We start from the raw sequence: 4,865 nt of genomic DNA, 5'->3' as shown, positions 1-4,865 counted from the left end.
GTGGGGGTCTCGACGACGGCAGTCATTCCCCGTAGGGCGTATCGTCCTGGGCCGCGTCGGGAGGAACCGCCTGGAGCACGAGCCGGACCACGTCCTCAGGCATCTCGGCGGCGCGCAGCCGGCGCAGTGTCTGCGGTTCCCGCAGGGCACGACAGATCTCCGACATGGCGGGCAGGAGGCCCTTGCGGGCGGCAACCGGCCACAGCACCAGGAAGACGAGATCCACGGGCTCCTCGTCGCGGGCGTCGAAGTTCACCGGGCGACGGAGCCGGGCGAACAGGACGAGCGGCGCACCGGCATCGTGAATTTCGGCATGGGGAAGCGCGACACCCCGGCCAAGCCCGGTGGAGCCGATCTTCTCCCGTGCCTGAAGCGCGCCGAGGACCTCCTGCTGGGGAACTCCGAGCCGCTGCCCGGCTTCCGCCGCCAGAAGGTCGAGCAGGGCTGCCTTGTTGAGCGGCTCGGCGTCGAGAATGACGTTGGGTGCCGATAACAATTCCGGGATGCTCATCCCTGTCTCCATCATGGCGGACTGCCTGCAATCGGATCGCCGGCCAGCAGGGCGTCGCACGGCAGGTCGGCGAGCACATCCTGGGTGACGCTTCCCAACAGCGTGCGCATCAGACCGTCACGCCGCGCCGACCCCATCACCACCAGATCGTAGCCCCCGTACCGTGCCGCCCGGACGATCTCCGGAACCGGGTGGCCGATCCGTGCCTCGCGGGTGACGGCGGGACCATCGGGAGCCAGTCCCCGCAGCACCTCACCGAACTCGCCGGCAAATTCGTGGGTGACATCCCCGGCGGTGAACTGTCCCGCCGGGGAGCGGGAGCCGAGCGGAAGATCCGCGACATGGAGCAGGTGGAGGATGCCGTCGCTCAAAAGCCGGCGCGCGGTCTCCACCGCAACGCGCGACCGCCCCGAGAAATCGACGGGAACCAGGGCACGGACATAAGGGCCTTGCGGCTTGGCACGCACGATCAGGATGGGGGTTTCGTCGGCGATGGCGATCCTTTCGACGGTGGGCGGCAGGAACAGGTCCGCCAGCCCGTCACCCGCATGGACGCCCACCACGACCAGATCCGGCCACCACAGCCCGGCATAGCCGGCAACCTGCGGTTCCACCGCGGCCCCCCGTACGGCGACCGCCCGCATCGTCAGTCCGGCGGCGCCCGGGACCGCAAGCAGGTGGCGATGCAGCTCCGCTTCGATATGGTGGAGGGGCAGGTGGGCGTATTGACCGTCGCCGTCATGGACGACATGCAGCGCGGTCAGCTCGGCACCGGACTGGTGGGCGAGTTGCACCGCGCGTTCCATCGCCCGATCCGACTTCGGTTCGAGGTCGGTGGCCAGCAGAATTCGTCGCAGGTTCGTCATGGCTGTCCTCCCCGCCCCGGACGGGCGTGCTGCATTCGGGCATTCGCGTTCGGCACATGATCGGAAAAGGCCACCGGACCTGTCTATGCCGGCTAATACGGATTGCATCGTGCCCGGGGGTTCCTATCGTTACAGGCGCGCTCGCCACATCGATCGGACGGGAGGACATGCCGAAGGATCTCCGGGGCCACTGGGGCCAATTGCCGGTCCTTGTGCCGGCCTATCTGGCCGCTCATCTGGCCTTGGACTGGATCAGCTTCATCCATGAGGTCGCACCCCTCAACATCACCCCATGGAATCCGCCTGCCGGGCTGATGATGGGGATGCTGATCCTCGTCGGCTTCCGCGCCGTGCCGCTGGCGTGGCTGGGATTGATGGTGGCCGACCTGACGGTGCGCGACTTGCCAGTCGCCCTGTGGGTGACGGCGATGGCGAACGGCATCCTGGCCGCCGGTTACGGTGGAGCGGCCTGGGTGCTGCGCCGTCGGCTCGCCCTCGACCCCCGCCTTTCAAACTGCGCGACATCGTGCTGCTGCTCGGCGGAGCGGCGACGACGCCGCTGGCGGTGGGTGCGGGCTATATCGCTCTCCACACCCTGGTCGGCCTGTTCCCCTGGTCGGATTTTGCCGGAGCCCTGTTGCAATACTGGGTCGGGGAGGTCATCGGCATCGCGGTGTTGACGCCCGTCGTGCTGGTCACCCTGCGCGGCACGCTGCCCCGGGCGTCATGGAGGGGTGGGGCCGAACTGGCGGTGTACGGGCTGCTCATCGGCATCACGCTATGGCTGGATTTCGGGCCGCTCGCCTCGGCCCAGTACGAGCATTTCTACCTGTTGTTCCTGCCGGCGGTGGCGGTGGCGGTAAGGCACGGATTGGCGGGGGCGGCCCTCGCCTCGGCCGCCACCCAGGGCGGGCTGATCGTCGCCATCCAGGTGACCGGGGTGGAGACGGCACGGACCACGCATTTCCAGCTTCTCATGCTGACCCTGGCGGTCACCGCGCTGCTGCTGGGCGCCGTGGTCAGCGAGCGCCGCCGGGTCGAAGCGATGATCCGCGACCGTCAATCGGCTCTCGACCGCGTGTCGCGCCTGACAGAGGCCGGTGGCATGGCAGCGGCCCTGGCGCACGAGTTGAACCAGCCGCTGTCGGCCACCATGAGCTACGCCCGCGCCGCCCGCAAGATCGCCAGACTGGAGCAGGCCTCGCCCCGCCTGGGGGAGATCCTCGACAAGACGGTGATCCAGGCCGAACGGGCCGACCGGGTGATCCGCAGCCTGCGCGACTTCGTGCGCAAGGGGCACAGCAACCCTGCGCCGCTGTCGGTCGCCGCCCTGATTGCCGATTGCCTGGTGCTGGCCACCCCCGTCGCCGGGCAGCATGCCGTATCGATCCAGGCCGAGATATCGCCCGGCCTGCCGGCCGTCAGCGGCGACGCGGTGCAGTTGCAGCAGGTGCTCCTCAACCTCGTGCGCAACGCCGCCGAAGCGATGGACACCCCGGATCCCCGCTCGCGGCGCATCGTTGTCTTCGCCCACCCCGACACGGAGGCGGGCTTCGTCGCGGTCGGGGTGCGCGACAGCGGGCCGGGACTGTCGGATGTGGTGGAGCGAAACCTGTTCGCCCCATTCGTCACCACCAAGGCAACGGGCATGGGGCTGGGCCTGTCCATCGCCCATAGCATCGTCGAAGCGCACGGTGGCACCCTGACCGGCGAGCGCCGCCCCCACGGGGAAACGGTGTTCCGCTTCACCCTTCCTGTCCATGACGCTGGTCCTAACCATGAAACCGGGATCAACTCCGATGACGCCTGATGTTCCCGTCATCTTCATCGTCGATGACGACGAGGCCGTCCGCGACGCGCTGGCATTGCATTTGGAACTGGCCGGGCTGACCGTCCGCCTCTGTGCATCGGCCGCCGAGTTCCTGGCCGCCGCCGGTCCCGACCAGCCGGGCTGCGCGGTGATCGACATCCGCATGCCCGGCATGGACGGGCTGACGCTGCAGCAGGAGATGATCCGGCGCGGCCTGTCCCTGCCGGTGATCGTCATCACCGGGCATGGCGACGTGCCCGCAGCCGTCCGTGCCTTCCGGGCCGGCGCTGTGGATTTCCTGCAGAAGCCGTTCGACGAGGATCTGCTCATCGAGCGGGTGCGCGAGGCCTGCGAGCGCGACCGGCTCGAACGGCTGGCCGGCGTCGAGGCCGCGGAGATCCGTCACCGGATGGCTCTGCTCACCCCGCGAGAAAGCGAAGTGATGGAACTGGTCGCCCAGGGCCTCCCCAACAAGACCATCGCCCGCCAGTTGGACATCGGGATCCGCACGGTTGAAACCCACCGCGCCCGCGTCCTGGAGAAGATGGGCATGCGCAACGCCTCCGAGCTGGCCCGCACGCTGACGCGGCTGGAGCAGGGAAACGGCTGACGCCACCCTCGCCACCGCTGGACAAGCCAGGGAACTGGCATAAGCGGCCCGGCCCGCGGACGACTCTGCCGAATTCCTTTTCCGAGACGCTGAATCGGCAAGGTTAAGGTGAGGCTCACGCATCGCCCTTCAGGACCGTCGACGACGCACGCGACCGGTAGAGGGCATGGGCGACCACCCAGCTGGCGGCGAACAGGACGACGATCAGCAGGCCCAGCCGGTCGGACCCGTCCTTCAACAGGCCAAAGAGACCCCCGACCCCGCCGTCGATGCCGAAATGCCCGCCGATCAGGCCCAGCAGCTCGGTTCCGCCAATGAAGCCGGCGAGAAGGGCGGACAGCAGCGTGATGCCCATATTGTAGCGCAGCCGGCGGGTCGGCTTGGCGGTCGCCCAACGATAGGCTCCCAGCATCAGCAGCCCGTCGGCGGTGTCGACCAGCAGCATGCCGGCGGCGAACAGCAAGGGAAAGACCAGGATCGTCGCGAAAGGCAAGCCGTTGACCGCCTGCGCGGCGGAGAGGCCGAACATCGCGATCTCGGTCGCCGTGTCGAACCCCAGGCCGAACAGAATGCCGAGCGGAGCCATGTGCCAGCTCCGGGCGATCAGACCGAACAGAGGCCGCAGAAGCCTTGCCAGCGGCCCCTGCCCACCCATCAGGCGGTCGATTTCCGCATGGTCCGGAGTACCGCCGGCACGCAGCGCGCGATAGGCCCGATAGACAGAGCGGAACACCAGGATGTTGAGCAGCGCCATGGTCAGCAGGAACAGCGCCGACACGCCGGTTCCCAGATAGCCGCCCACCTCCTGCACGCTGCGGAACAGCTCCAGCGAGCCGGCGGTGGCGCCGACCGCCGCCGCCACCAGCACCACCAGCGCCGAATGGCCGAGCGCAAAGAAGAAGCCGACGGCGACCGGACGCTCTCCCTCCTGCATCAGCTTGCGCGTGACGTTGTCGATGGCGGCGATATGGTCGGCATCCAGCCCGTGGCGCATGCCGAGTCCGTAAACCAACAGAGCCATGCCGAACAGAGCCGGATCGCCACCGAAGGACAGGAACGCGCCGAACC

The 4,865-nt window shown here is 68.4% G+C and carries 6 protein-coding genes; 2 read left to right on the top strand and 4 right to left on the bottom strand.

Annotation, left to right across the window (positions count from 1 at the left end; translation table 11 throughout):
- Nucleotides 1-22: 22 nt before the first annotated feature.
- The 3 genes from I71_RS34265 to I71_RS40415 form a co-directional block, all read right to left on the bottom strand.
- Nucleotides 23-511 carry a PTS sugar transporter subunit IIA gene (locus I71_RS34265; protein WP_042704774.1) on the bottom strand — a complete coding sequence of 163 codons (489 nt, stop codon included), beginning with the start codon at nt 509-511 and terminating at the stop codon, nt 23-25.
- Between the two features lie 11 nt (nt 512-522).
- Complete coding sequence (locus I71_RS34260; protein WP_042704773.1) at nt 523-1,377, bottom strand: universal stress protein; 855 nt, start codon at nt 1,375-1,377, stop codon at nt 523-525.
- A gap of 232 nt (nt 1,378-1,609) precedes the next feature.
- A complete protein-coding gene (locus I71_RS40415; RefSeq protein WP_042704772.1) occupies nt 1,610-1,819 on the bottom strand; it encodes a hypothetical protein in 210 nt (69 codons plus the stop codon).
- Between I71_RS40415 and I71_RS34250 the strand changes: the two genes are divergently transcribed.
- Nucleotides 1,739-3,187, top strand: coding sequence for a sensor histidine kinase (locus I71_RS34250; RefSeq protein ID WP_375731238.1), 1,449 nt, complete (start codon nt 1,739-1,741; stop codon nt 3,185-3,187). The genes I71_RS40415 and I71_RS34250 overlap by 81 nt on opposite strands.
- Nucleotides 3,177-3,797: a response regulator transcription factor gene (locus I71_RS34245; RefSeq protein ID WP_042704771.1), complete on the top strand. Its 621-nt coding sequence runs from the start codon at nt 3,177-3,179 to the stop codon at nt 3,795-3,797. Before I71_RS34250 ends, I71_RS34245 begins: the two co-directional genes overlap by 11 nt.
- Nucleotides 3,798-3,912: 115 nt before the next feature.
- Here the strand turns inward: I71_RS34245 and I71_RS34240 are convergent.
- On the bottom strand, nt 3,913-4,865 hold a 953-nt coding region (locus I71_RS34240), incomplete at its 5' end, for a HoxN/HupN/NixA family nickel/cobalt transporter (RefSeq protein WP_042704770.1).

It is taken from the genome of Azospirillum sp. B506 (assembly GCF_000333595.1).
Lineage (GTDB): Bacteria > Pseudomonadota > Alphaproteobacteria > Azospirillales > Azospirillaceae > Azospirillum.
The sequence above is the reverse complement of the archived record's forward strand: the minus strand, read 5'-3'. Positions and strand labels throughout refer to the sequence as shown.